This window comes from Nakamurella lactea DSM 19367 (assembly GCF_000426645.1).
Taxonomy (GTDB): Bacteria; Actinomycetota; Actinomycetes; order Mycobacteriales; family Nakamurellaceae; genus Nakamurella; species Nakamurella lactea.
Genome location: NZ_AUFT01000018.1, coordinates 18,477 through 43,450, shown reverse-complemented (window position 1 = coordinate 43,450; position 24,974 = coordinate 18,477). Strand labels below are relative to the sequence as shown.

Below are 24,974 nucleotides of genomic sequence, written 5' to 3'. Positions count from 1 at the left end.
CGCCGAAGTGATGTCCTCCGGCGCTGTGCAGCTCAGCAGGATCGCGCTGACGAGTGCGCTGTCCGTCGGCGGCCTCCTTTCCTGGATCCCGGCATGATGGTCGTCGTCATCCGACCAGCAGTGGATGCGAGTCGATGGCCGTGGCAACGGCGCCGAGTACGCCGGCGCGATGACCGAGCGAGGTCCGCACGATCCGCACCCTGGCCGCGGTCCGCGGCTGGGTGTACCGCTCGACCGACCGGCGGACGGCGTCCACCAGCGGTTCCAGGGCCTCGTCGATGTCGCCGCCGAAGACCACCGCCTGCGGGGCCAACAGGTTGCACAGGTCGGCAACGGCCCGACCGATCTCCCGCCCCATGTCGGTCAGCACCCGCACCGTTGCCCGATCACCGGCCCGGGTCAGCCGGTCGAGGTCGGCCGCCGAGAGGGCATCGGCGTGGACCTCGCGCAACACCTCGATCGCCTGCGGCACCGACGCAATCGTCTCCAGGCAACCCCGGTTGCCGCAGGTGCAGATGCTGCCGGATTCGGAGACCTGCACGTGCCCGATCTCGCCGGTGCCGCCCTCGGCGGCCCGGTGCAGGCGTCCGCCGAGTACCAGGCCGGCGCCGATGCCGGAAGACACCTTCACGTACACGACGTCCTGCAGACCCTTGGCCGCGCCGAACATCTGCTCGCCGACCGCCGACAGGTCGGCGTCGTTCTCGGTAGTGGTCGGCAGCCCGGTCTTGGCCGTGAGGATCTCGGCCGGCACCAGATGGGCCCAGTTACGCATCCGGCCGGACACCACGGTGCCGGATTGCGGGTCGACATACCCGGGAATGCCGAGCACCAGCCGGCCGATGTCCTGCCAACCGATCCCGCCGGCGTCGATGGCGTCGCCCAGCAACTCGGCCGCGCGGTCCAGCGCGCCGGGGCCGGCGTCGTCCACGTCGAAGTCGATCGCCTGCTCGACCTTGACCTGGCCGGCCAGGTCGGACACCGCGACCCTGATCGATGCGTGGCCCAGCTCCAGGCCGGCGACCAGGGTGCGCGGCGGGACGAACCTGAGCAACCTCGCCGGCCGGCCGGTCCGGCCGGTCCCGCGATCGTCGGCGCCGGTCTCGGCGACCAGACCCTCCGCCTCCAGTTCGGCGATCAGGCTGGACACCGTGGTGCCGGACAGGCCGGTGTGCCTGGCCAGCGCGGCCCTGCTGATCTCGCCCTGGCGCTGCAGCCGGTCGACGATCAGTCGTCGATTCGCCGCGCGCAACGAGGTGAGCCCTCGGGAGCTGGTCGCGGTCACCCGGAGAGCATCGACCACCGACCAACAGTTCGTCAATAACCTGCGTAAACAAACGTCAAATTGATACCTGACGATGCGCCCCGATCAGGCTGGACGAGACTTTTTGACACGGGAAGCGCAGTTTCGAGCAGATATCTGCCTACTTCGTGCGTGATGCGGTGAAACAAGGGTGTTCCGTCGGACCACGTACGATCCCTGCTGTGGCTCTGCACCTCTACGACACCGCGACCCGTTCGGTCCGCCCCTTCGTTCCCCTCGTACCCGGCGAGGTCTCGCTGTACCACTGCGGCGCCACGGTGCAGGCGGAACCGCACATCGGGCACCTGCGCGGGGCCGGGATCGTCTACGACGTGCTGCGGCGCTGGCTGGAGCATTCCGGCTACCGGGTCACCCAGGTCCGCAACGTCACCGACATCGACGACAAGATCCTGGCCAAGGCCGCCGCCGCGGACCGGCCGTGGTGGGCCTGGGCAGCGGTGAACGAGCGGGCCTTCGCGGATGCCTACGCCGCGCTCGGCTGCCTGCCGCCGACGATCGAGCCGAGGGCGACCGGGCACATCCCGCAGATCCACCAATTGATCACCGAGCTCATCGGGGTCGGCAAGGCGTACGCCGCCGCCGGCGACGTCTACTTCGCCGTGCGTGAACAGCCCGACTACGGTTCGCTGTCCGGTCAACGGATCGACGAGATGGAGCAGGGCGAGGCGGATCCGTCTGCGGGTAAGGGAAAGCGCGACCCCGCCGACTTCACCCTGTGGAAGGGTGCCAAGCCGGGAGAGCCGTTCTGGGACTCGCCGTGGGGTCCAGGGCGGCCCGGTTGGCACATCGAGTGCTCGGCGATGGCCAGGACCTATCTCGGCGATGAGTTCGACATCCACGGCGGCGGCCTGGATCTGGTGTTCCCGCATCACGAGAACGAGGCCGCCCAGTCGCACGGCGTCGGGATGGGCTTCGCCCGGTACTGGATGCACTCGTACTGGGTGACCACGTCCGGCGAGAAGATGTCGAAGTCGTTGGGCAACACGCTGGCGGTACCGGTGCTGCTGGAGCAGGTGCGCGCGATCGAGCTGCGCTACTACTTGGTGAGCGTGCACTACCGGTCGTCGATCGAGTACTCCGCCGGCGCCCTGGAGGACGCGGCGAAAGCGTTGCGGCGCATCGAATCGTTCCTGCAGCGCACGGCGGCGCGGTACGGGAAGGTCGAGATCGGCGAGCTGCCGGCCGATTTCGTCGCGGCGATGGACGACGACCTGGGGGTGCCGCGGGCGTTGGCCGTCGTCCACGACCATGTCCGTAGCGGCAACTCGGCGGCCGACGCCGACCAGCAGGAGGTTGCCGTCTCGGCCGCCGCCGCGGTCCGGGGCATGCTGGCCGTTCTCGGGCTGGATCCGCTGGACGCGATGTGGGCGACCGGCTCGACGCCGAGTCAGGGAACCACCGCGCTCGCCGAGGCGTTGGACTCGCTGATCTCCGGGATGCTCGAGGAACGCCAGCAAGCGCGTGCCGCCAAGGACTTTGCCGCAGCCGATCGCATTCGCGATCGACTGTCCACCGCCGGGATTCAGGTCGAGGACGCAAGCTCCGGCTCCACCTGGTTGATCGAAAGGTAGCTCCCATGGCCGGAAATTCACAGCGTCGAGGCGCCGTCCGTAAGGGCAAGAAGGGTGCAACCGTCGGCTCCGGCGGGCAAGCCCGTCGAGCCCTCAAGGGGCGGGGGCCGACCCCAGCCGCCGAGATCCGGACCAAGCACCCGGCGGCGAAGAAGGCTGCCGCCGCCGCGAAACGGGCCCAAGCGCCGCAGGTCCGCGGGCCCCGAGGCCGCAAGGAGCTGCCGGAGACCGTGGTCGGTCGCAACCCGGTGGTCGAAGCTCTACGGGCGGGAGTACCCGCAACCGCGTTGTATGTGGCGCAAGGGGTCTCGGTCGACGAACGGATCGCCGAGGCGGTACAGGCCGCCGGTAACCGCGGAATCGCCCTGATGGAGATCTCCCGCGGGGAGATGGACCGGCTCACCGGCAACGCGATCCATCAGGGGCTGGCCCTGCAGGTGCCGCCCTACGACTACGCGCACCCGGAAGACCTGCTGGCGATCGCCAGGGACTCCGGGGTGCCGCCGTTACTGGTGGCCGTCGACGGCGTCACCGATCCGCGGAACCTTGGCGCCATCGTCCGGTCGGCTGCGGCGTTCGGCGCCCACGGTGTGCTGGTCCCCGAGCGGCGCTCGGCCGGGATGACGGCGTCCGCCTGGCGCACCTCGGCCGGTACCGCGGCCCGGCTCCGGGTGGCCAGGTGCACCAACCTGGTGCGCACCCTGAAGGAGTGGGCGGCCGAGGGCCTGATGATCGTCGGGCTGGACGCCGACGGCACCGTCGACATCGACAGCTTCGAGCTGGCCACCGGGCCGCTGGTGCTGGTGGTCGGCTCGGAGGGGCGTGGTCTGGCCCGGCTGACCCGGACCGTCTGCGACGCAACGATTTCCATCCCGATGGCGCGCACCGTCGAGTCGTTGAATGCGTCGGTGGCCACCGGCGTGGTGCTGGCCGAGGTGGCCCGCCGACGCCGGATCCGCTGAGTCGGGACGATGAGCCGCTCAGGATGAGCCGTAGACCGCCAGTTCCTGCAGGTGCAGGGTGTAGGCGTTCTTGGTGTTGCCGAATCCGGTGACCCGGACGTACCGGAAGTCGCCGGACACCGCGAATTCATCGCCGACGTCGGTCTGCGCCGCCGTGCTCGTCCTGGTCGCCAGCTCCGTCCAGGCCTGGCCGTCGACACTGCCATCGACCGTGTAGCGGTACGACCGGCCATCGGCGTAGTAGGGCGTGACCCGAATACTCGAAAGGGCCTGCACCGCACCGAGATCGATCTGCAGCCAGGCGGGCACGCCGCCGCACTGCTTCGGATCGCACAGCCAGTTGCTGCTCAGGTCACCGTCGTTGGCAAGGCCGGCGCGGTGGCTGCCGTCGACGCTGGAGGCGGTGGCCGGCTTGCCCTGGCTGAGCGGCGTCGGCAGCTCGCCGGTGCACTCGACGACGGCGCCGCCGAACGAGACCGCGTCGAAGTACCGGTTCGCGTCGGACTGGTCGACCGCCAGCCGCAGCTGGTGCACCCCACTGATGTCCAGGTCGAGCGGGATCGCAGTGGCGCCGGTGGTCGCCAGTCCGCTGCGCAGCACCGGTGAGGTGTAGATCAGCTTTCCGTCGCCGTAGATCCGGACCACCGCGTCGCCGTCGGCCGTGTGGTTCATCGCGTCGTCGATGCCGATCGTCGACCCGAAGCGGTGGCACTGCCCGCCGAGCTCGAACCGGATGTCGGCGTTGGCGTTGGTGCCCAATCCCTTTGCGTACGTCACCTGGTCGAGCCTGATGGGTGCGTCACCGGACGGGGTGGCCGCGGTCACCGCGTCTCTGGCGACCGGATGCAGGCCGTCGTGGTTGCGGGAGGACGCGAACGGCAGGTCGCTGAGCAGGTGCCGGCCGGCGGCCGCCACCGGCAGCACGGCCACCCGTTCCAGGGTGGCCGGCCCGGTCGGCTGGTCGAACGTCACCGCAACCGTCAGGGAGACCTCGTCGAGGTCGGCCGGCCGGCCGTCGGCTGCGGTCACCGTCCAGGACCGGGCCACCTGGCCGCCCGGCGGCGCATGGTCCGGGGCGGGACCGGTGGGCGTCACGGTGATTCCTGCCGGTGCGGTGACGGTGAAGTCGACACCGGTCAGCGGCGCGAAGAAGTTGGCGTTCGGCAGCGTGGCGGTCACTGTCGCGGGCTGCGTCGATGGCTGGGTCGAGGACGAGACGACACCGGTGGGCAGCAGCGCGAGATCGAAGTCGTACTCGTCGTCGGCCAGCCGCTGCAGGACCTTCGTTGCCTCGGTGTAGCTGTCGCCGCTCGGCCTGGTCGGATACCGCTCGGTCCCGCGGGCCCAGTCCTCTGCCACAGCTGCCCAGTCGATCGCGACCGGTGCGGTCCCGGTGTGCAGCGACTCCCGAAGTGAATCGAAGTATCGCTGCCACCGCGGGGCGTAGTAGCCGTCGAGCAACCCGGACCACTCGCGGTAGGCATAGTCGGACAGGTCGTCGGTGGTGCTCCACGAGGTGATCAGTTTGCGGGCGTCGTACTCCAGGTTCGCCCGCTCCGCCGAGGTCGTTGCCGCCGACCTGGCCTGTTGCAGCCAGCGGCCGAGCAGATCCTGCGGGTCGGTGGCGACCAGGCTGTCGGTGAGGCGGAGGTAGCCGATCCAGGAATCGGCGAGCCGGGAGAAACTCGCCTGGTCCTTCGCCAGGTAGGCATCCCGGATCTGCGGCAGCAGCGTCCGGGTGCGGTCGGCGACGGACTGCCGGGCGATCTCCACCAGGTCGTCGCGGTAGGCGGAACTGCCGCGCAGCTTCGTGCCGACGGCCAGCAGATCCGGCAGCGCGGCGGCGAACGCCTGCGGGTCGTCACGGACGGTGCTCTGTGAGAACTGGTGCGGGCGATCCGTCGTCAGACTGGGCACGGAGGCGAACAGGCCGCCGTGCCCGGACGACCGGCCGTTGTTCGGTGGGATCGAATAGGCGGTGTCCTGCAACACCTTCCAGGCTGCGCGGGCCGCATCGTCGGCGCCGCCGTAGCGGGCGTCGGCGTAGTCGGCGAACCACTGGTCGAGATCGACCGGGCCGCTCTGCCAGGGCAGCTCGGTGAGGAAGTCCATCGCTACGGCGTTGTTGTAGCTGGCCTCGGGCATCACCGCGATGCCGTCCAGCGCGCTCCCGGGCCTGGCCCGGAAGTCCCAGAAGCGCTCGTTCCAGCTGGCGATCGGCGCGCCGACCGTCGAATTGCCGCCGAAGTTCCAGATCGAGCCGAACGCGTACGGCGTGCCGAGCCAATCGGTGTCGCGTTGCGGATCGAGGGCCCGGTCGGACAGGCCGTCGACGATCAGCATCCGGCTGCGGTCGATCGCCTGTACCGTCTCCGGTCGCGGGTTGCTCTGCCAGCCCAGTGCGACCCAGATGGCTCCCGGATGTGCGGTGTCCAAAGCCTTCTGGACGGCGACCGAGGCATCGCCGACCGAGATCGGGCCCGGGCGCCCGCCCTCGTGCAGCAGGTCCATCTTGTACATGGTCGAACGGCCGAGGAGCTGGTCCTGGACGCGGTAGAAGCGGGCGGCGACCTGATCGAAGAGGGGCTGGGTCGGCGCCAGCCAGTCCGGCCGGGTGGTTCCCTCCCAGTTCCCCTGCGGGACCGTGACGGCTCCGGCGTTCCGGTCGGCGAAGTCGGTGGGCACGGTGCCGAAGTACCCGGGCAGGACCGGGGTGATGCCCATGCTGCGCATCCGATCCGCGATGCGCCGGCCGAGGGCGGCGCGTTCGGTCAGCAGCTGTGGGCTGACCGGCGCGGTGAAGTTGGACAGGTTCTGCAGGAGCCACCACGGCTGGTAGGCCGGCGACGGGATCCAGGCGCGGAGCTCGTTCGGCTGGTAGCCGAAGTGTTGCAGCGTCTGGTAGTAGACGGCGTCGGCGCCGACCGGCATGAACATCTCGTTGATGCCGTGCAGCGCGTTGATGTCGATCAGTCTTTCCCAGTCGGCGAAGGTCCGGAACGGCCCGGAGTACCCCTCCTCGGTGTCGTTGCCGGCGAACCGGTGCGAGACCAGCGAGGTGTGTTCGATCGGGGCATCGGGCAGCGGCAGCCGCTTCGGCAGGTCGAGCTGCTCGCCGGTCCACGAGATATCCGCCAGCGCCACGTGTTTGAGATACCAGTTGAACCCCATCAGCAGTGCCGAGGTGCTGCTGCCCTCGACGAACAGCCGCCCACCGCGGGCGCTGATCCGGAATCGATCCTGACCTTGCAGTGCGGTGACTCCGACCAGCGAGACCTGGTTGGCATGCTCCTTCCCGACCAGTCGCCGCAACGCGTCGCGGGCCGGGCGGAGGTCGAAAGTCCCGCGCGGGAGGGCGGTTCCGGCAGCCAGGGAGGCGGCGGCGCCGTCGGCCGGTCGGGACGCCGCCGACGCCGGAGTCGGGTCCGGGGCACCGGCGGCCGGCGTGGCCGACAGCAGCGCGGCCACCAGGCCGGTCGCCACTGCGGTGGCAATCGCCCGCAGTCGGGGTCGCCGACCCGATCTCGCGGTGGGTACTCGGTCAAGCGCCATGGGGATCTCCGGTAATTAAGAAGCAATCTTTCCGAACTCGCGAATCCTGACAGCCGGATCACTTCCGGTCAAGACCCGGTCGTCCCGACCGGCAGTTCCGCGAGACGGACCTGCCGAAACGATGTCCCAGCAGCGATGTTCCGCCGTTCGCCGGGTACGTTTCTGCGGATGAACAGTTGCGATGGCCGGGGCCGCCCCGTCGCCGGCAGTCCTGGCGATCCGGGCCGGCAGCGCAGATGACGGTCAAGGAGCCCAGCGGCACGGGGGTTTTGCGGCGGCTGAACACGGTGGCCGTGCTCACCGCCGTCCGGTCGGCAGGCGATGCCGGCGCCAGGATCGCCGAGCTCGCGACCGACACCCGATTGACCCGGCCGACCGTGGCTCAGGCGATCGACGACCTGGTCGCCGGGCGCTACGTCCTCGGCATCGCCGCCGGATCCGGCCGGCCGACGGTCGGCCGCCCGGCGATGCGGTACCGGCTTCGTCCCGGCCTGCTCCCGGTGCTCGGGTTGGACATCGGGCCGCATCGGCTCAGTGCGGCTGTCAGCGACCTGCAAGGTGTCCGGCTGGCGGCCGCCGACCGTGCGGTCCGCCCGCCCCGGAATGCGGCCTCGGTCTCGAAACAGTTGACCGCCTTGATCGATCGGGTGCTGCGGGCGACCGGGCTGGAGCAGGAACAGATCGCGTCGGTGGTCGCCGGCTCGCCAGGGGTGATCGAGGTGGACGAGGCCGATGTGCGGATGGCCCCGTCCGTACCGGGCTGGGCGGCGTCGGGCGTGTTCAGTGCGCTCAGCCGGCGGTTCGCCGGCCGGGCCATGGTGGAGAACGATGCCAATCTGGCCGCCGTCGCGGCCGCGGCGGAGCACCCCGGCCGGACCCTGGTGGTGATCCACTGGGGCGAGCGGCTCGGGGCGGGCATCGTCATCGATGGTGCCTTGCACCGGGGCGCGCACCGCGCCGCCGGCGAGATCGGCATGATCCCGGTGTCCGCCGCCGGGGTCCGGTTCGACGACGAGGGACGGGGTCCGCTGGAACATCTGCTCGGCGCGGCCGGCATCGTCGCCAATGCCCGGGCAACGGCGGAGGGGTTTCCGGACAGCTCGCTGGCCGGCGTCGATCAGCTGACGGCGCAGGACGTTTTCGCGGCCGCCGAGCGCGGCGACCCGGCCGCGGTTCGGGTGACGGCCAGGGTTGCCAGGGTGATGATCCAGCGGCTGGCACCGGTGATCCTCACCGTGGATCCGGACGCGCTGGTGTTGTCCGGCGGGGTGGCCAGGGCCGGGGCGTTCCTGGTCGATCAACTCCGGCGGGAGCTTCCGCGGTACACCCTGGTGCCGCCCGAGTTGCAGGTTCGGCCGGACGCCGACCGGGCCGTGCTCGACGGCGCGCTGTCGATGGCGCGGAGCCGGGCCTGGGACCGGCTGACCGATCAGCTGCGGAACGGTGACACCGGCCGCTCGCCCCGGCCGATCCCGGACGAGTGATCCCAGGGCGGCCGGTGCCGCCGCCGGAACGGCTCAGCCGACCGGTTCGGCGGTGACGGCCGCCGAGGTGACCGTCCGCCGGCCCCAGCCGCGCCGGGCCCGGAGGCTGCCGATCAGCCGACAGACCAGGTAGATCAGGAACGAGACGGTGGTGACGCACGGGCTCACCGGCAGCTTCGGCGTCAGCGAGAGGATGATCCCGACGACCGCGGAGAACATCGCGAAGGCGACCGACAACAGCGTCACCTTGGCCGGTGAGGCCGTCACCCTGACTGCGGCCGCGGTCGGCGTGATGAGCAGCGAGAGCACCAGCAGCGCGCCGACGATCTGCACCGCCATGGCTACCGTCAACCCGAGCAACAGCATGAACAACGGGGCCAGGAACCGGACCGGAACTCCGCGGGCCGCAGCAACTTCCGGGTCGACCGAGGCGAAGAACAGCGGCCGCCAGATCACCGCGAGTGAACCGAGCACCACCACCGCGACGGCCACCAGCAACCACAGCTGGGTCTGGTCCACCGCGACGATCTGCCCGACCAGCAGCCCGAACTTGTTCGCCGACCGGCCCGGATACAGGGCCAGGAACAACACCCCGAGGCCCAACCCGAACGGCAGGATCACGCCGATCGCCGAATTGCGGTCGCGAGCCCGAAAACCCAGTAACCCGAACAGGATCGCCGCGATCACCGAACCGACGATCGAGCCGGTGGCCACCAGCGTGCCGGTGGCAGCGGCGCCGGTGCCGAAGAACAACAGGGCGGCGGCGCCGCCGGCGAAGGACAACTCCGAGGCCCCGTGCACCGCGAATGCCAGATCCCGGGCCTGGATCATCGGGCCGATCACCCCGCCGAGCAGGCCGAGGATCGCGCCGGCGATCAGCGAGCCGTACACGTAGGGCAGCAGCTCGGCGATCGTCGAGAGCGAGAAGACGTCCGACACCTAGAGGACCTCGATGTCGTCGTGATCCCCGTGGTGCACATGGTGATCGGTGCCGAGCACGACGATCCGGTCGCCGGCCCGCAACACGTCGATCGGGGTGCCGTACAGCTCGGACAGCACCGCGGAGGTCATCACCTCGTCCGGCGGACCGATCCGGAACTCGCCGCCGACCAGGTACAGCACCCGGTCGACCATCGACAGGATCGGGTTGATCTCGTGGGTCACGAAGACCACCGCCGTGTGCGCTTCCCGGCGGCGGCGGTCGATCAGGTTCGACACCGCCTGCTGGTGCGCCAGATCCAGGCTGAGCAGCGGCTCGTCGCACAGCAGCACAGCCGGATCGGTGATCAGTGCCTGGGCGATCCGCAGCCGTTGCTGCTCACCGCCGGAGAGCATCCCGACCGGCGAGTCCGCGTAGCCGCCGGCCCCGACCGCGGCGAGCGCCGCGTCGATTCGTTGCCGTCGATCCCGGCCCGGCCAGGGCAGTCCCCATCGGTGGCCGTCGATGCCGAACCCGACCAGGTCGCGGGCGCGCACCGGTAGGCCGGGGTCGAAGGAGCGCTGCTGTGGTACGTAGCCGATCGCACTGGAGCCGCGGCTGGCCTGCCGGCCGGCGATCTGCACCGTGCCGGCGGTCAGCGGCAGCTGCCCGAGCAGCATCTTGAGCATGCTGGTCTTGCCGGCACCGTTCGGGCCGAGCACCGCGACGAACTCGCCGGGGGCGATGTCCAGGTCCAGCCCGGACCACAACACCCTGGGGCCGAAGGCGAGTTCTGCGTCGCGCAGCCGCACGGCGGGGGTGGTGGCTCCGGCTGCTGGCACGGGAGTCATTATCGCTTCCCGCCGGCCACTCGCCGGACCGGCGGTGCCGGGCGCGAGTCGCGTCGTCATCCCAAGGCCTTGCTGAGCGCGTCGAGGGTGCCGCCGATCCAATCGGCGTAATCGGTGACGCCGGCCGGCAGGGTCTCGGTCACCTTCAGTACCGGGATGCCGGTCTGCTGCGCTTTCGTCTCCAGCCGTTCGGTGACCGGTCCGGCGGTCTGTGAGTTGAACACCACCAGGCTCACCGTCCCGCCGGCCAGCAGCGCGTCGACCTGGGCGATGTCGCCGGGCGCCGGGTCGTTCTCCTGCTCGATCGCCTCGGCAAAGTCCCCGGGCGTGACATCGCTGATGCCGGCCGAGGCCAGCAGGTAGTCGGCCACCGGCTCGGTGACAACGGCCTTGACCCCCGGGTGCGCCGCGCCGATGCCGGCGGCCCGGTCCTTGAGGGCCGCCAGCACCTTTGTGAAGTCGGCGGCGTTCTTGTCGAAGGTGGCCTTGCCGGCCGGATCCAGTTCGGCGAGTTTGCCGGCAATGGCGTTGCCCAGCTTCGTCATCGCGTCCAGGTCGTAGAAGACGTGCTCGTTGAAATGGTCGGAGTCGCCGGTGTCCAACCCGGAGATCTGGACGGCGTCGAGCAGCTGCGGCCGCGGATCGGCGGCATCGACCATCTGCTGGGCGAAATCGTCGTATCCGCCGCCGTTGGCAATCACCAGTTGGGCCTTGGCGATCTTCACCTGGTCCTGCGCCGAGACCTCGAACGAGTGCGGGTCGGCGGCCGGGTCCGACAGGATGGCCGACACCTGGACCGCGTCGCCGCCGATGGTCGTGGCGATCGAGGCGTACACATTCGTCGAGGTGACCACCGAGATCGAGGCCGGCCCGCCCGTCGGATCGGCAGCGGCTCCGTTCGCGGTCGGGTCCGCGGCACCGGACGAACCGCAGCCGGCGACCAGCACGGCGGCGGCAGCGGTCGCGGCGAGGGCGGGGACGGCACGGGGCGCAAATCGCACTGGGGGGCTCCTGACGGCTAAATGGGAATCATTCCCATTCACAGTAGCAGCGTCCAGCGGTCGCCGAAAGCCGGATCGCCACCCACCCGTAGGATCTGCGATCTGTGGATCCCGGCACGACGGGGCAATCCGGCACGGCGAGGCAGCGGCGAGGAGCACGGTGAGGCATCATCTGGAACGACTGGGCAGCACCCAGGACGGTGTCGAGGCGATCTTCTCCGCCCGGATCGATCAGCTGCGCTCGCCCTGGTCCACCTACGCCGTCTTCGACCGGTCGGGACTGATCTTCGGCAACGGGCTGACGGGCGTGCCCGCCGACGGCCGACCTTCGGTGGACACCGCGTTCCGGATCGCTTCCTGCACCAAGAGTTTCACCGCCGCGGCGGCCTTGCTGCTGCGCGATGCGGGCCGGCTCTCGCTGGACGATCCGATCGACAAGTTCGTCCGGCTGGGCGGCCCCGAGGGGGCCGGTGGCCGGCTACCGACCGTTGGCCAGTTGCTGTCGATGAACGGCGGATTGCCGACCGACGACCCGTGGGCGGACCGGCAGGAGTCGATGAGCATTGCCGACTTCGACCGGCTGGCGGGCAACGGGTTTCGGTTCGTCCGTCGGCCGGGAACCGGGTACGAGTATTCGAACCTGGGGTTCGCGCTTGTCGGCCGGGCGATCGCGGTGGCGGCCGGCCGTCCCTATGTCGATTTCGTCACCGACGAGTTGTTGCGACCGCTCGGCCTGGATCAGATCGCGTACCACGCAGGGGTTCCTGCCGCCGACGGGGTCGCCGTCGGCTACCACCGGACCGGCGGTGGCCCCGAGCCGGCCGAGTGGGTCGCGCAGCCGTTCTCCGGGCCCGGTGCCTTCTCGCCGATCGGCGGCCTGTTCGCCACCCCGCGGGCGCTGGTCGACTGGGTCCGCTGGCTCGGTGATCCGGCCGACGAGCGGGTGCTGTCGGCGGCGTCCCGCCGCGAAATGGGCACCGTGCACACCCCGATCGGGGAGGACGACGACGACGGCAATGGTTACGGGTACGGCCTGGTGGTGGAGGAATCGCCGCGGCACGGCACGGTCCTGGCGCACTCGGGTGGATACCCCGGCTTCGGCGCCCACCTGCGCTGGCACTCCGAGTCCGGCATCGGGATCGTGGCGATGGAGAATGCCACCTACTGCGGCACCAAACTCGCTGCCCGTGCGGCACTGACGCTGATGCTCGACGAAACCGCGATGCCGGAGCGGGCGCCGGAGCTGTGGCCGGAGACGATCGCGGCCAGGGATACCGTTGAACGCCTGCTGCGCCACTGGGATCCGGAACTGGCCGGCGCGCTGTTCGCCGACAATGTCGAGCTGGACGAGCCGCTGTCGCGGCGGGCCGCCTCGATCGGAGAGTTGGTGCGGGCCGCTGGGATCGCAGCAACGGACCCGGTGCCGTTGCTGTCGGCTTCACCGTTCTGCAACTCACCGGCGCATCTGGTCTGGACCAGTCCCGGCAGCAGCGGCTCGCTGCGTTGCGAGATCCAGCTGACGCCGCAGTCGCCCCCGCTGGTGCAGACGCTCACCGTGCGATTGGGCTGACGGCATCAACCGCAGAAGGACCCGCGAACCCCAAGGTTCGCGGGTCCTTCTGCGGTGATCGGTCTGATTTCCACGGTCATCACCGCAGTACAGGCCGCGAACCTCTTACTCCTTGGTGAGTGACGCGACTCCGGCGACGTCCGTTGCGGCCAGTCCGGCGTCAGCCGCCACCGCGCCGGACGACTTCAGCCGCTCGCCGGTGTTCGGGTTGAACACGTGCACGTGGTCGCCGTCCTGAACGGTGGCCCGCACGGTGGTGCCCTGGGTCAGCTGCACCCTGGCGTCGGTGCGGATCACCAGGCGCTCGCCGTTCGGGCCGTGCCCGTGGATGAACGAGTCGGCGCCGAGCTCCTCGACCAGGTCGACGGTCACCGGGATGCCTTGGCTGCCCAGCAGCAGGTTCTCCGGGCGGACGCCGAAGGTGACCTCCTTCAGGCCCTCGGAGCCGGCCTCGGACTGCACGTCGCGGGGCAGCGGGACGACGGTCTCGCCGAGCTGCACGCCACCGTCGGCCAGCGGCAGCTGCATCAGGTTCATCGCGGGGGAGCCCATGAAGCCGGCGACGAAGACGTTCGCCGGCTTGTCGTACAGCGTCCGCGGGGTGTCGCACTGCTGCAGGATGCCGTCCTTGAGCACGGCGACCCGGTGACCCATGGTCATCGCCTCGACCTGGTCGTGGGTGACGTAGACGGTGGTGGTGCCGAGCCGGGCCTGCAGCTCGGCGATGTTCGCCCGGGTCTCGACGCGCAGCTTGGCGTCCAGGTTGGACAGCGGCTCGTCCATCAGGAACACCGAGGGCTCGCGGACGATGGCCCGGCCCATGGCGACGCGCTGCCGCTGGCCGCCGGAGAGCGCCTTCGGCTTGCGGTCCAGGTACTTCTCCAGGTCCAGCAGGCCGGCGGCCTCCTTGACCTTGGCGGCGATCTCGGACTTGTTGACGCCGCGCAGCTTGAGCGCGAAGCCCATGTTCTCGGCGACGGTCATGTGCGGGTACAACGCATAGCTCTGGAACACCATCGCGATGTCGCGGTTCTTCGGCGGCACGTTGGTGACGTCCCGGCCGCCGATCAGGATGCGGCCTTCGTTGACGTCCTCAAGGCCGGCCAGCATCCGCAGCGCGGTGGACTTGCCGGAGCCGGACGGGCCGACCAGCACCAGGAACTCGCCGTCGACGATGTTCAGGCTGAGCTTGTCGACCGCGCGTACCGGCGGGTTGCCCGGGTAGACGCGGGATGCCTCGTCGTAGACGACCTCTGCCATCTGGGGTCCTTCCTGTTCTGGTGGCGGCCACAGCACGGTGGCGACACTGCTAGCTGGCGCACCGCACGCTCGGCGATGCCTGTCCTGGCGAGGCTAGCGACCGACGTGCCGGTTGGGAAGCACCGTCGGGAAAACGCTTTCCAAGCGCGCCCACGTTTCACCCGTTCGGGGGAACGATGGGCGCGGGGTCGATGGGCGGTGGCTGTAGCTGCCCGGCTCGGGCGGATGTGGTCAGATCGTGATCTGCCGCGGACCGGACCGTCGGTGTCGCGGCGCACACTGGGATCATGATCGAGTATTCCAGCGGGCTACCCGGTCCCCGTGCCGGCGGCGGTCGGGGCCGGGGGGACGCGTCGGTCGGCAGCCGGCCCGCCCATTGCGGCATCGTGCCGCCGTACCTCCTTGCCGCGCTGGCGATGTGTGACGATCCGACACTGGCCGCCAGGGCGGTGCGGACGCTCGAGCGCGACGCGGCGGTCCGGCAGGACCGGCTCAACCCGCAGGCCGGGGTCGCGGCCGGGCCGGCTGCTGCTGCGGGTCAGGCGTCCATCAGCTCCGAGTCCGGCACCGGGTTAAGGACCGCGTCCGGCACCGGGCCGGCCACCGAGTCCGGCGACCCGGTACCGCACCGGACGATCGCCGACGCGGATAACGGCGAGACGCTGCCCGGCCGGACGGTTCGCAGCGAGGGCGACCCGGCGGTCGCCGACGCCGCGGTGAACCAGGCGTTCGACGGGCTCGGTGCCACCTGGGACCTGTACTACCAGGAGTACCGACGGAACTCGTTGGACGGCAAGGGATTGCCGCTGCTGGCCTCGGTGCACTACTCGCACGACTACGACAACGCCTACTGGGACGGCACGCAGATGGTGTTCGGCGACGGCGACGGGAAGGTGTTCGGCGCCTTCACCGCCAGCGTCGATGTGATCGGTCACGAACTCACCCACGGCGTCACCGACTACACCGCCGGCCTGCGGTACCAGGGCCAGTCGGGTGCGCTGAACGAGAGCATTTCCGACGTGTTCGGCGTGCTGGTCAAGCAGCGGCTGCTCGGCCAGAGCGCCGATCAGGCCGACTGGCTGATCGGCGCCGACCTGCTGATGCCGGGCGTCGACGGCGTCGCCCTGCGCTCGATGAAGGCGCCGGGCACCGCCTACGACGATCCGGTCCTCGGCAAGGATCCGCAGCCGGACTCCATGTCCGGCTATGTGAACACCACCGCCGACAACGGCGGCGTACACATCAACTCGGGCATCCCGAACCGGGCGTTCTACCTGGCGGCCACCGGCATCGGCGGCCAGGCGTGGTCCGGCGCCGGCGCGGTCTGGTACGCGGTGCTCACCGGCGGCCCGATCAGGGCCGACTGCGATTTCGTCACCTTCGCCGGGCTGACGATCGACGCGGCCGGCGCGCAGTTCGGTGCCGGTTCCGAACAGCAGTCCGCGGTGCGCAGCGGCTGGGAGCAGGTCGGGGTGCTGCCCCCCGGCGGTACGCGGCGGGCGACCGGGTCCGCGGCGACCCCGGCGGCCGGTCCGTCACCGACCGGGCATCACCCGCCCGCCGCCGACGCCCGGCTCACCGTGCGCCGGTCCGGCGGGTTCGCCGGACGCACGGTCGAGCACACCGTGCGGCTCGCCGATCTGCCGCGCGAGGACGCGACCCAGTGGCAGGCGCTGTTGTCGGGCCGGTTGCAGCAGCTGCCCGCCGGCCGCCCGCAACCCGACCGGTTCGTCTACCAGGTGGAACTGTCCGGTGCCGAGAGCACTACCGCACCGGCGTCCGTCACGCTGGCCGAACAGGACCTGCCGAGCGACGTCCTCGGCCTGCTGAACCGGGCATTCCGCCGTTCCTGAGGGCGCCGACGCCGGTCAGCGCCGCTGTCCCGGCCGGTCCAGTCCGATCGCTGGAACCTGCTCCGATACGGTGCTCGGATGGAAGGTCGTTTCGGGAGGGGCCACGGAGCAACGCTGGCGTCGCTGGCGAAAGAGCTCGGCGTGTCGCGGACCACGGTCTCCAACGCCTACAACCGGCCCGACCAGTTGTCCCCGGCGCTGCGGCAGCGGGTGATGGACGCCGCAGCCAGGCTCGGCTATGCCGGGCCGGACCCGATGGCCCGTTCGCTGCGCACCCGCAAGGCCGGTGCCGTCGGGCTGCTGCTCACCGAACAACTGTCGTACGCGTTCCGGGACCCGGCGGCGATCGCCTTTCTCGAAGGCCTCACCCTGGAGTGTGACCAGGCCAGGATCGGGCTGCTGCTGATCCCGGGCAGCCCCGGGGTCGAGGACGTGATGAGCGTGTCGAGCGCCGCGGTCGACGGATTCGTCGCCTACTCCACCGCCGAGGACGACCCACACCTGACGGCGATGCTCGGCCGGCCGGTACCGACCGTGATCTGCGACCAGCCGGCACTGGACACGGTGGACCTGGTCGGGATCGACGACCGCGGAGCGATCCGCGAGTTGGCCGGGCACCTGGTCGAGTTGGGCCACCGCAGGATCGGGGTGATCTGCATGCGCCTCGGCCGTACCCGCCGCGACGGCCCGGTCGACCTGGCACAGCAGGCCGGCGCGCTCTACCACGTGCAGCGGAACCGGTTGGCCGGCCTGCGTGACGGGTTCGAGGCGGCCGGCGTGGCCTGGGACCGGATTCCGGTGGTGGAACGGTTCGACCACACCGTCGAGGCCGGCGCCTCGGCGACGGCGGAGGTGCTGGCGCTGGATCCGGGGGTCACCGCGGTGGTCGCCACCTCGGACGTGCTCGCGCTCGGGGCCGTGCAGGAACTGCACCGGCGGCGGCAGCGGGTGCCTGAGGACGTGTCGGTGACCGGATTCGACGGGGTCAAGACGGCCGTCGACGCGGGGCTGACCACCGTCGCCCAGCCGGTGGTCGAGAAGGGGCGGCAGGCCGCGAAGCTGCTGCTGAACCCGGCCCAGCACGAGCAGCCGCGCCGGGTGATGCTGCCGACCACGTTCGTCCCGGGCTCGACCGCCGGCCCGCCCCGGGTCTGATCACCGATGACCGTGCTGTGACCGGCGGTCCTGGTGCACGACCACGTCCACGACCGGCAGTTCCGTGCGGGCAATGGTCATCTTGATCAGTAGGCGCGGGCGAGGATCGCCAGCAGCTCCGGCTCCACCGCGACATCGTCGGTCTCCGGCAGCGAACCGTCCGGCCGCACCAGACACCGCACGGTCACGCCCTGCCCGGCGATCGCCGCCTCGCCCTCGTCGCCGAGCAGCCGCCACGGGATCCTGGCCCAGCCGCTGCCGGCCGCCTGCGCGGCCTCGTCGACCGTCCGCACGTCGACGGTGCGGCCGTCCCGGTGCTGCAGTGCCTGGTCGTAGAGCGCCTGATGGTCCTGCTCGATCGCCGAGACTGCCGCCCCGACAACGGATTCCACCGGCAGCGACTCCTTGGTCGACGGCACCCGGCGGACCAGCATGACCGTCCCGGCGGCCAGGTCCCGCGGGCCGACGTCGACCCGGATCGGTACTCCCTTGAGCTCGTGGTCGACGGCCCGGCGACCGAACGGGGTGTCCACCCGGTCGTCCAGCCTGGTCCGGATGCCGGCGTTGGTGAGATCGGAGACCAGCTGCGCAGCAACGGCTTCCACGTTCACCGGGTCGCCGGGTCCACCGGCCTTGACCACCGTCACCACGGCCTGCACGGCCGCAAGTTTCGGGGGCACCCGTAGGCCGGCGTCGTCGCCGTGGCACATGATCAGCCCGCCGAGCATTCGGGTCGAGGTACCCCAGGAGGTGGTCCAGGCGAGCTGCCGCTGCTGGGTCGCATCGGCGAAGCCGATGTCGAACGCCTTGGCGAAGTTCTGCCCGAGCTCGTGGCTGGTGCCCATCTGCAGCGCCTTGCCGTCGCCCATCATCGCCTCGAGGGTCATGGTGTTGACGGCGCCGGCGAACCGTTCCCGGCGGGTCTTGCGGCCCGCCACCACCGGCATGGCGAGTTCGGTGCGCATGAAGTCGGCGTAGACCTCGTGCAGGATGCGCCGGGCGTACCCGGCGGCGTCGGTGGCCGAGGCGTGCGCGGTGTGACCCTCCTGCCAGAGGAACTCGCTGGTGCGCAGGAAGATCCGCGGCCGCAGCTCCCAGCGGACCACATTCGCCCACTGGTTCAGCAGCAACGGCAGGTCCCGGTAGGAGGAGATCCACTTGGCCAGGTACTCGCCGATCACCGTCTCGCTGGTCGGCCGGACGACGACCGGTTCCTCCAACTGTTTGCCGCCGGCGTGGGTCACCACCGCGAGTTCGGGGGAGAAGCCCTCGACGTGCTCGGCCTCCCGGCGCAGGTACGACTCCGGGATGAACAGTGGAAAATAGGCGTTCTGGCCGCCGGCAGCCTTGATCCGCCGGTCCATCGCCGCCTGCATCCGCTCCCAGATCGCGTATCCGTACGGTCTGATCACCATGGTTCCGCGGACCGGACCGTTGTCGGCGAGTTCGGCCTTGTTGATCAGATCGGCGTACCAGCGGGGGAAATCGTCTACGCGCGGCGTCAGGACTGAGGTCTTCGGCATGCGCGCCATGGTATGACGCCACCAGGCCGAGACAACCGCGCTACCCCACCCGTTCGCCGGCACAGCGAAGCGAGGACACCGACCCGGCGACGAAGGAGCGGGGGCGGTGACCGCAGTCGAGCGCGGCCCGGCGAACCAAGAGTTACTGCAGTGGGAACTTGTGCGTCTGCCGGGCGGCGGCCAATGCCGTCAGCAGGTCCGCCACCTGCCGCGGATCGCTGATCCGCAGTTTCGCCGCGGTCTCGCCGGGGCCGACCTTGACCCCGACATCACCGGGCTGCAGTACCCCGAAGGCGTGCTCGTCGGTGACGTCGTCGCCCAGGAAGATGGTCCGTGGACCGCCCAGCGCGCTGCGCAGCCCGGCCAGTGCCCGCCCCTTGTCGGCCGTCACCACCGACAGCTCGAGCACCTTCTTGCCGGGGAGCACGCGAACCCCGTCCCATTCGGCCATGCCGCGGGTGATCTCCTGGGCGACAGCGGTTTCCACCTCGGGCGTGGTACCCCGCAGGTGCACGGCGATGCCGGTGGGCTTGTGCTCGAGCCGGATCGTCGGGTATTTCTCGGCCAGGTCGGCGACCGCCCGGTCGAGCCGGTCCTTGAGGTGCTGTTCGTCGTCCGTCAGCGTCGTCGGGGTCGGTCCGGTGTGCGCGGCGTGGTGCACCAGTCCGGAGATCCCGGCGTCCTCGGCGCCGTGCGAGCCGACCAGGTGCACCGGGCCGGCGTCACCGACCAGCAGCCGCAACTGATCCAGCGATCGGCCGGAGATCACCGCCACCGAGGTGTTGGGCAGCACCGCGAGGGTGCGCAGCGCGTCGATCGCGGCCGGCAGCGGTCTGGCCGCGGCCGGATCCTCGACCAGCGGGGAGAGCACCCCGTCGAAGTCCGTGCCCACCAACAGATATTGCTCGTCGGCCAGGCTGCGGACCGCCGACTTCACCTCGGCCGGCAGCCGCTTGAGCGCAGCCGCGACCGGATCCTTGGTGTCCTCAAGGGTGGAAAGGAAGGTCTTGGCCCAGGCGTCGACATCGTGCGTGCGCACCTGTCGGCGCAGAAAGCGCATCCGCTTCTTCTGCTCCTGGTGGGGCATCTGCAGTGCGGTGCGCAGGGTCTCCTTGACGCCGTTGGTGTCGTAGGGGTTCACCAGCAGCGACTGGCGCAGTTCGCCGGCGGCGCCGGTGAACTCGCTGAGCAGCAGGACGCCGTCGCCGTCCGTGCGGCAGGCGATGTACTCCTTGGCGACCAGGTTCATCCCGTCCCGCAGTGGGGTCACCGCCATCACGTCGGCAGCGACGTAGAACGCCGCCAGCTCGTCCCGGGGGAACGACTGGTGCAGGTAGGAAACGGCCGGGTGGCCGATCCGCCCGTAGTCGCCGTTGATCGCGCCGACCTGCCGTTCGATGTTCTCCCTGGTCCGGACGTAGGAACCCAGCCGCTCCCGGGACGGGGTGGCGATCTGGATCATCGTCGCGCCGTCCACCGCCGGGTCGCGCTCGGCCAGCAATTCGCCGAAGGCCCGCAGCCGGACGTTGATGCCCTTGGTGTAATCGAGCCGGTCGACGCCCAGGATGAGCTTTCGCGGGTTCCCGAGATCCGACCGCAGCTTCGCGGCTGCCTCGGTGACCTCGGGCCGCACGGCGAGTTCGGACTGGGCCTTGGCGTCGATCGAGATCGGGAAGGCGCCGACGCGGATGTTGCGGTCGGCGTAACTGAGCGACGAGCCCGAGACGTCGGCGCCGACCAGTGTTCTGGCCAGCCGGGCGAAGTTCCGGACCGCACCCGAGACCTGGAAGCCGATCAGGTCGGCGCCGAGCATGCCGGCGATGATCTCCTTGCGCCACGGCAGTCGCATGTACAGCTCGACCGGCGGGAACGGGATGTGTTGGAAGAACCCGATTCGCACATCGGGCCGCAGTTCGCGGAGCATGGCCGGGACCAGCAGCAACTGGTAGTCGTGGATCCACACCACGGCACCGTCGGCGGCCACTTCGGCGGACTTCTCGGCGAACCGGCGGTTCACCCGCCGGTAGGCGTCCCACCAGTGCCGATGGTATTCCGGATCGGCGATCGCGTCGTGGTACAGCGGCCACAGCGTGCCGTTGGAGAAACCCTCGTAGTAGGCGCTGATCTCGTCCGCGGACAGCGGCAGCGGGTGCAGGGTGAGACCGTCGGTGGTGGTCGGGTCGAGCTCGACGTCGGCGTCGCCGGCCCAGCCGATCCAGGCGCCCTCGCGCCGGGACAGGATCGGAGCCAGCGCGGTCACCAGACCGCCGGGTGCCTGCCGGGCGATGGTGCTGCCGTCCGGCTGCTTCTTCAGGTCGAACGGCAGCCGGTTGGCCACCACCACCATGTCGGCGCGGTCACCGCTGGACGGCGACGCGGTGGAATCGATGGGGTGGATCCGCGGCCGATGGTGCTCGGTCTCCGTGCCTGCAGCTGCATCATGGGGCTTCACGCCCCAACCCTAGCCACCCGCGGCACCGGCGATCAGTGCCCGAACGGATCGGGATCCCTACCCGGCATCCAACTGTTGCCGGGTACTCCCCAGCCGTTCTCCTTCACCATCTTCTTGGCGGCCCTGGCATTCCGGCCGACCAGCCGGTCCAGGTACAGGAAACCGTCGAGATGGTCCGTCTCGTGTTGCAGGCACCTGGCGAAGAACCCGGTGCCTTCGACCTCGACCTTGTTGTTGTCGACATCGACGCCGGTCACCTTCGCCCAGTGGGCCCGTCCGGTCGGGAAGTTCTCGCCCGGAACGGACAGGCAACCCTCGAAGTCGTCGTCCGGATCCGGCATGGTCTCGGGGATTTCCGAGGTCTCCAGCACGGGGTTGACGACGTACCCGACCTGTCGGACGCCCTCGTCATCCGGGCAGTCGTAGATGAATACCCGCCGGCCGTCGCCAACCTGGTTGGCGGCCAATCCGGCCCCGTGGGCCGCGGTATTGGTCTCGAAAAGGTCGTCGACGAACTGCCGGAGTTCCTCGTCGAACACGGTGACCGGCTCGGTCGGTCGGTGCAGCACCGGCTCGCCGCAGATGACGATGGGTCGGATGGTCATGCGGGAAAGGGTAGGTCGCGCCCCCGGCGGCGGTGCGTGCGGGATCCTGCCGGGCGCCGGTGGATCTCAACGGGACATCATTCTCGTTACATACTGTAGTCGGGGATTCCGTCCTGTCACCTGTATGGTGTAGCGTCATGGCTACCGCAACACCGAAACGAACAGTATGTCCGGACTCGAAGGTCACCTCATGCAGCCTCTGGACGTAGATCAGCAGGCGGGATTCGCCGCCGCGCTGTGCAGTCAACTCCGCGAATCGCGCCGCCGTCAGGGTCTGACGCAGGCCCAGGTCGCCGCACGCACCGGCGGGCTGGTGTCCAAAGCCGCACTGGCGAACTACGAAACGGGGCATCGATCGCTCCGGGTCGACGTGTTCTGGGTGCTCGCCCGGGCACTCGGTGAGGACTGCGGCAAACTGATCGCCGGAGCCGAGCGAACGATCGTGCCGGCGGCCGCGTTGCGCGGCCGGAGCACGATCTCGGTGCGGGTGGCCGATGTGCTCGCCACCTCGGACAGCGCGCTCGCCCCGGTGCGACGGTGGTTCTCCATCCGTCACCCGGACGGCGGTGCGGGTCTCACCGAGACCCTGGGCGAGGGCGCCTTGAAGGCCCTGGCCAACCTGATGGGGATGACCGTGGCGGAATGCCGTGACCGGCTCATCGATCTGGCCGGCGCGGGCGAGCCGGCGCCGGTGGGACTGCCGCACCAGGCCCCGGCGCCGGACGGCGTCATCTACCGGGCTACCACGGCCTGACCGCACGTTTCGGGCGCCGGTGACCGGCCGTACACCGGCCGGTCGCCGCAAGTGGCCCTCGTCGACGGCGTTGATCTGGGATCATGGTTGTTCGCCAGCCGATCCGGGCAGGACACCCGCTGCCGAACCGACCGACGAAGGATGATGCGTGGCTTCCGACGACCGCTATTTCTCCGACCCCGCTGCCGTACCGCCGGGTGAAACCGCGCCCGCATCGGGTGCCGCCGACCGGCCCGGTGCCGACGGGGGCCGGTCCGGTCGCCGGAAGGGACTGATCTCCGCCCTGGCGGCGGCCGGGGTCTTCGCGGTGCTGCTGATCGGCTATCTGATCGACCTCGGCGTGACCAGGGGGGAGATCGAGCGAGGCACCGAGATCGCCGGGGTCGACGTCGGCGGGCTGACGCCGGAGCAGGCCCGGAAGAAGCTCGATGAGCAGCTCGGGTCGCGGTTCGCGGCACCGGTGGCGATGACGGTGCACGGCACGGCGGTGACGGTCTCGCCCGCCGAGGCCGGACTGACCGCCGACCTCGATGCGGCGGTGGCGGCGGCCGGCACCAGCTCGGCGTCGCCGATCGCCCGGCTGACGTCGTTCTTCCGGTCCGAGCAGATCCCGTTGGCCACCGCGGTCGATCGCTCCGCGCTGACGCAGTGGCTGTCGTCGGTCGCCACCTCTACCGATATTGCTGCGGTCGAGGGATCGGTCAGCAAGAAGGGGACAAAGATCGCGGTGGTCGCTCCGGTCACCGGCCTGCATCTCGAGGTGGACGCCGCGGCCACCGCGGTCGCGGTGGCCTGGGCCGATGGCGGGCCGGACGCGGTGACCGAGCTGGCGCTACCGGTCACCGAGCAACCGGTGCGGGCGTCCGCGGCCGGCGTCGCCGCGGCGAAGCAGAAGGCCGGGACGATGCTGTCCGCACCCGTGGCCGTCGACGCCGCCGGCACCGACGCGAAGCTGTCCGTCGCGCAGATCGCCGCCGCCATGTCGATCAAGCCGGATGCCGAGGACGGATTCTCGGTGACGGTCGACGTCGCTCGGCTGCGGGTACCGGTGACCGATGCCGTCGAGGCCACCCAGACCGAGCCGAAGGATGCGGTGATCGCGCTGGTCGACGGGAAGCCGCAGCTCACCGAGGCGATCACCGGCCGGAAGGTCGACTGGCCGGCCAGCGAGCGGGCGCTGACGGCAGTGCTGGCCCAGAAGGACGGCCGGACCTGGCAGATCGCCTACACCACCAGCGATCCGGACTTCACCACCGCACGGGCGAAGGCGCTCGGGATCAAGGAGGTGATCGGCGAGTTCACCACCGGCAACTTCGTCTGGGCCTCCGGGCAGAACATCAAGACCGCCGCGGCGAAGATCAACGGTGTGGTCGTCCAGCCCGGCGGCACCTTCTCCCTCAACGACGCGACCAAGCCGCGGGACGCCGCGCACGGCTACATCGAGTCCGGCATCATCCAAAACGGAAAGGCCGACAAGGCGTTGGGTGGTGGAGTGAGCCAGCTGTCCACCACCCTGTACAACGCGGCGTTCTTCGCCGGCATGCGCGACGTCGAGCACAAGGCGCACTCGTACTACATCTCCCGCTACCCGGAGGGTCGGGAGGCCACCATCTTCGACGACGTGATCGACATGGTGTGGGCCAACGACTATCCGACCGGCGTGCTGGTCCAGACGATCTGGACGGAGAACGACATCACCGTGCGGTTGTGGGGGACCAAGCAGGTCGAGGTCGAGTCGCAGACCGGCGAGCGGTACAACTTCACCAACCCGCCGCAGACCACGGTTCCGTACGGCCAGAGCTGCAACCCGTCGGACGGCAGCTCCGGATTCTCCGTCGATGTCACCAGGATCATCCGCGACCTGGCCGGCAAGGAGATCAAGCGGGAGACCAAGACGACCGTCTACAACGGGCAGTACCAGGTGATCTGCGAGCCGGCGCCGGCTCCGCCGCCCACCACCGCGCCGCCTGCCACGACGCCTCCGGCTACGGCACCGCCGGCGACGAAGCCGCCGGCGCAGACCCAGCCACCCGGCCAGACGCCCCCGCCGGTGACGAAGGTCCCGGGTCCGTCCCTGCCGGCGCCGCCGCCGCAGAACTGACGGCGTCATCCCGGCGGTTATTCTTGTTCGGGCCGGC

General features: G+C 70.2%; 17 protein-coding genes. 8 read left to right on the top strand and 9 right to left on the bottom strand.

Annotated features, from left to right (window positions below; translation table 11 throughout):
* Positions 1–106: 106 nt before the first annotated feature.
* Complete coding sequence (locus K340_RS30960) at positions 107–1,285, bottom strand: ROK family transcriptional regulator (RefSeq protein WP_037365351.1); 1,179 nt, start codon at positions 1,283–1,285, stop codon at positions 107–109.
* 200 nt (positions 1,286–1,485) lie between these two features.
* On the opposite strand from K340_RS30960, the gene cysS reads away from it, so the two are divergent.
* The gene (gene cysS / locus K340_RS0117035) at positions 1,486–2,895 is read left to right on the top strand and encodes a cysteine--tRNA ligase (RefSeq protein ID WP_029137590.1); all 1,410 of its coding nucleotides are present in this window, start codon (positions 1,486–1,488) and stop codon (positions 2,893–2,895) included.
* 5 nt (positions 2,896–2,900) lie between these two features.
* Positions 2,901–3,857 (top strand): 23S rRNA (guanosine(2251)-2'-O)-methyltransferase RlmB, encoded by a 957-nt coding sequence (rlmB, locus tag K340_RS0117030; RefSeq protein ID WP_029137589.1) that lies wholly within the window; start codon positions 2,901–2,903, stop codon positions 3,855–3,857.
* Between the two features lie 18 nt (positions 3,858–3,875).
* Here rlmB and K340_RS35305 read toward each other — a convergent pair whose 3' ends face one another.
* The gene (locus tag K340_RS35305; RefSeq protein ID WP_084614579.1) at positions 3,876–7,409 is read right to left on the bottom strand and encodes an alpha-N-acetylglucosaminidase TIM-barrel domain-containing protein; all 3,534 of its coding nucleotides are present in this window, start codon (positions 7,407–7,409) and stop codon (positions 3,876–3,878) included.
* A gap of 236 nt (positions 7,410–7,645) precedes the next feature.
* Between K340_RS35305 and K340_RS30950 the strand changes: the two genes are divergently transcribed.
* Positions 7,646–8,893, top strand: coding sequence for an ROK family protein (locus tag K340_RS30950; protein WP_051266659.1), 1,248 nt, complete (start codon positions 7,646–7,648; stop codon positions 8,891–8,893).
* 33 nt (positions 8,894–8,926) lie between these two features.
* Here the strand turns inward: K340_RS30950 and K340_RS30945 are convergent, their stop codons facing one another.
* From K340_RS30945 to K340_RS0117005, 3 genes are read right to left on the bottom strand one after another with little or no spacing between them, the layout of a single operon-like run.
* A complete protein-coding gene (locus K340_RS30945; protein ID WP_051266657.1) occupies positions 8,927–9,832 on the bottom strand; it encodes a metal ABC transporter permease in 906 nt (301 codons plus the stop codon).
* Positions 9,833–10,663 carry a metal ABC transporter ATP-binding protein gene (locus tag K340_RS30940; RefSeq protein ID WP_037365292.1) on the bottom strand — a complete coding sequence of 277 codons (831 nt, stop codon included), beginning with the start codon at positions 10,661–10,663 and terminating at the stop codon, positions 9,833–9,835.
* Between the two features lie 56 nt (positions 10,664–10,719).
* Positions 10,720–11,664 carry a metal ABC transporter solute-binding protein, Zn/Mn family gene (locus tag K340_RS0117005; RefSeq protein ID WP_029137588.1) on the bottom strand — a complete coding sequence of 315 codons (945 nt, stop codon included), beginning with the start codon at positions 11,662–11,664 and terminating at the stop codon, positions 10,720–10,722.
* Positions 11,665–11,824: 160 nt separating this feature from the next.
* Here K340_RS0117005 and K340_RS0117000 point away from each other — a divergent pair, with 160 nt between their 5' ends.
* Positions 11,825–13,234: a serine hydrolase domain-containing protein gene (locus K340_RS0117000; protein WP_051266655.1), complete on the top strand. Its 1,410-nt coding sequence runs from the start codon at positions 11,825–11,827 to the stop codon at positions 13,232–13,234.
* 105 nt (positions 13,235–13,339) lie between these two features.
* Here the strand turns inward: K340_RS0117000 and K340_RS30935 are convergent, their stop codons facing one another.
* Positions 13,340–14,494 carry an ABC transporter ATP-binding protein gene (locus tag K340_RS30935; protein WP_051266653.1) on the bottom strand — a complete coding sequence of 385 codons (1,155 nt, stop codon included), beginning with the start codon at positions 14,492–14,494 and terminating at the stop codon, positions 13,340–13,342.
* Positions 14,495–14,781: 287 nt separating this feature from the next.
* Between K340_RS30935 and K340_RS30930 the strand changes: the two genes are divergently transcribed.
* Together K340_RS30930 and K340_RS0116985 are read left to right on the top strand one after the other, a co-directional pair.
* Positions 14,782–16,347 carry a protealysin inhibitor emfourin gene (locus tag K340_RS30930; protein ID WP_084614577.1) on the top strand — a complete coding sequence of 522 codons (1,566 nt, stop codon included), beginning with the start codon at positions 14,782–14,784 and terminating at the stop codon, positions 16,345–16,347.
* 78 nt (positions 16,348–16,425) lie between these two features.
* Positions 16,426–17,502, top strand: a complete 1,077-nt coding sequence (locus tag K340_RS0116985) for a LacI family DNA-binding transcriptional regulator (RefSeq protein WP_029137586.1) — start codon at positions 16,426–16,428, stop codon at positions 17,500–17,502.
* An 86-nt stretch (positions 17,503–17,588) separates the two neighbouring features.
* On the opposite strand, the gene proS is transcribed toward K340_RS0116985, so the two are convergent.
* The 3 genes from proS to K340_RS0116965 all read right to left on the bottom strand — a co-directional run bounded on the left by proS (position 17,589) and on the right by K340_RS0116965 (position 22,082).
* Positions 17,589–19,025, bottom strand: a complete 1,437-nt coding sequence (gene proS / locus K340_RS0116975) for a proline--tRNA ligase (RefSeq protein ID WP_211229502.1) — start codon at positions 19,023–19,025, stop codon at positions 17,589–17,591.
* A 142-nt stretch (positions 19,026–19,167) separates the two neighbouring features.
* Positions 19,168–21,477, bottom strand: a complete 2,310-nt coding sequence (locus tag K340_RS35300) for a bifunctional alpha,alpha-trehalose-phosphate synthase (UDP-forming)/trehalose-phosphatase (protein WP_211229501.1) — start codon at positions 21,475–21,477, stop codon at positions 19,168–19,170.
* 32 nt (positions 21,478–21,509) lie between these two features.
* Entirely contained in the window at positions 21,510–22,082 is a 573-nt protein-coding gene (locus tag K340_RS0116965) for a peptide deformylase (RefSeq protein WP_029137584.1), read from the bottom strand.
* A gap of 190 nt (positions 22,083–22,272) precedes the next feature.
* On the opposite strand from K340_RS0116965, the gene K340_RS0116960 reads away from it, so the two are divergent.
* Both K340_RS0116960 and K340_RS30920 read left to right on the top strand, forming a co-directional pair.
* The gene (locus K340_RS0116960) at positions 22,273–22,836 is read left to right on the top strand and encodes a helix-turn-helix domain-containing protein (protein ID WP_029137583.1); all 564 of its coding nucleotides are present in this window, start codon (positions 22,273–22,275) and stop codon (positions 22,834–22,836) included.
* A gap of 148 nt (positions 22,837–22,984) precedes the next feature.
* A complete protein-coding gene (locus K340_RS30920) occupies positions 22,985–24,937 on the top strand; it encodes a VanW family protein (RefSeq protein ID WP_051266651.1) in 1,953 nt (650 codons plus the stop codon).
* The last annotated feature ends 37 nt before the right edge of the window (positions 24,938–24,974 follow it).

Coding starts and splice junctions, on each gene's coding strand:
- rlmB (WP_029137589.1), top strand. CDS start 2,901: ATGGCCGGAAATTCACAGCGTCGAGGCGCCGTCCGTAAGGGCAAGAAG.
- K340_RS0116960 (WP_029137583.1), top strand. CDS start 22,273: ATGCAGCCTCTGGACGTAGATCAGCAGGCGGGATTCGCCGCCGCGCTG.
- K340_RS0116965 (WP_029137584.1), bottom strand. CDS start 22,082: ATGACCATCCGACCCATCGTCATCTGCGGCGAGCCGGTGCTGCACCGA.
- K340_RS30930 (WP_084614577.1), top strand. CDS start 14,782: ATGATCGAGTATTCCAGCGGGCTACCCGGTCCCCGTGCCGGCGGCGGT.
- K340_RS35305 (WP_084614579.1), bottom strand. CDS start 7,409: ATGGCGCTTGACCGAGTACCCACCGCGAGATCGGGTCGGCGACCCCGA.
- K340_RS30940 (WP_037365292.1), bottom strand. CDS start 10,663: ATGACTCCCGTGCCAGCAGCCGGAGCCACCACCCCCGCCGTGCGGCTG.
- K340_RS30950 (WP_051266659.1), top strand. CDS start 7,646: ATGACGGTCAAGGAGCCCAGCGGCACGGGGGTTTTGCGGCGGCTGAAC.
- proS (WP_211229502.1), bottom strand. CDS start 19,025: ATGCCGAAGACCTCAGTCCTGACGCCGCGCGTAGACGATTTCCCCCGC.
- K340_RS0116985 (WP_029137586.1), top strand. CDS start 16,426: ATGGAAGGTCGTTTCGGGAGGGGCCACGGAGCAACGCTGGCGTCGCTG.
- K340_RS30935 (WP_051266653.1), bottom strand. CDS start 14,494: ATGGCAGAGGTCGTCTACGACGAGGCATCCCGCGTCTACCCGGGCAAC.